The sequence below is a fragment of the Parabacteroides sp. CH2-D42-20 genome (assembly GCF_003670185.1).
In the GTDB taxonomy this organism is placed as follows: Bacteria; Bacteroidota; Bacteroidia; order Bacteroidales; family Tannerellaceae; genus Parabacteroides; species Parabacteroides distasonis.
Genome location: NZ_RAYG01000088.1, coordinates 1 through 1186, shown reverse-complemented (window position 1 = coordinate 1186; position 1186 = coordinate 1). Strand labels below are relative to the sequence as shown.

Genomic DNA, 1186 nt, shown 5'->3' with positions numbered 1-1186 from the left:
CTTAACAGCCTCTTCACCATCAACAGCTACTGCTACGATACCAGCAGGTACGGAGATTGTAGCGTTATCAGAAGTAAGAACTGTCTCAGCGACAACCTTACCTAAGATGTTAGTGATAACTACAGACTTGCCAGCGGCACCTTGAACAGTTACAGTACCGTTACCAGCGATTACAGATACTCCTTCAACATTGTTGATGTTATCGTTAGATGTTACCATATCATCATCTTCAGTCTTAGAATATGCGTTGAATACCAATGCTCCATCACCACCAGTCTTAGCGGCACCAAATGTAGAGCTAGCATCTGTCAATACCAAGCAGCCATTGTGCATCTTCAACCATGCGGCAGCTTCATTAGGAGCGATAGCTTTTGCCAAATCACCCTTGATAGTCTGATATTGATTATCACCATCTGTTCCTGTTGCATATACGTTAGACTCGATCAAGAATGAGTTGTTCTCACCCTCTTTTCCATCTACATAAGCTAAAGCAGCCTTATCCGGATTTACATAACGGAATGACCAAGTTACGTTCTTATGCTTGTCTCCAGACAATACGTTGATGAATTTCGGATAATCTTTCTTATAAACAGCCATAATAGACTCGATTCCCTCATTCTTCAATTGATCAGCAGTCATAGCTTTGTACTTACCTGTCAAAACGATCAAGGTATCACCATATTGAACGGCAGGAACGAAACCTACACGAGTATAGCTACTGTTTGAAGCTGCTTTCGTATTGAACAAGTACGGGTTAAGAGCTTCCTTGCGAGCAGCAACAGCGGCAGCAGAGTCTGAGTAGTTAACCAAATACTTACCATAGATGAATGCTGGAGTCTTCACATGAACAGCATGTACACATTGATATGGATCTTCTGTAACTTGACCATCAGCAGTGATATGCTTGCCTGTCTCAGTACAAGGAATGATCTTCTCACCCTCGATCAACTCACGATAAGCGGATACCAAGTATTGAGGTTTAACCTTACCTGCGCCACGAGTTAACCATGCTGTGTCAATACGGAAAGCCAACTTACCATCAGCCTTACCCTCACTCCAGATACCAGCGTAATCAACATCCTTGTTCAACAAGGCACCATTATGCTCATCCATCAAATATTCACCACGGATAGTTTCCTTGAACATCAAGCTATCAGCTGAATTATCAACGTTCTCACCAAGAAGT

At 42.5% G+C, this 1186-nt stretch carries 1 protein-coding gene; it reads right to left on the bottom strand.

Annotated elements, in window-relative coordinates; translation table 11 throughout:
* A partial coding sequence (locus tag D7V92_RS21845) for a DUF6383 domain-containing protein (RefSeq protein WP_233572895.1) occupies window positions 1-1186 on the bottom strand: 1186 nt, incomplete at both ends.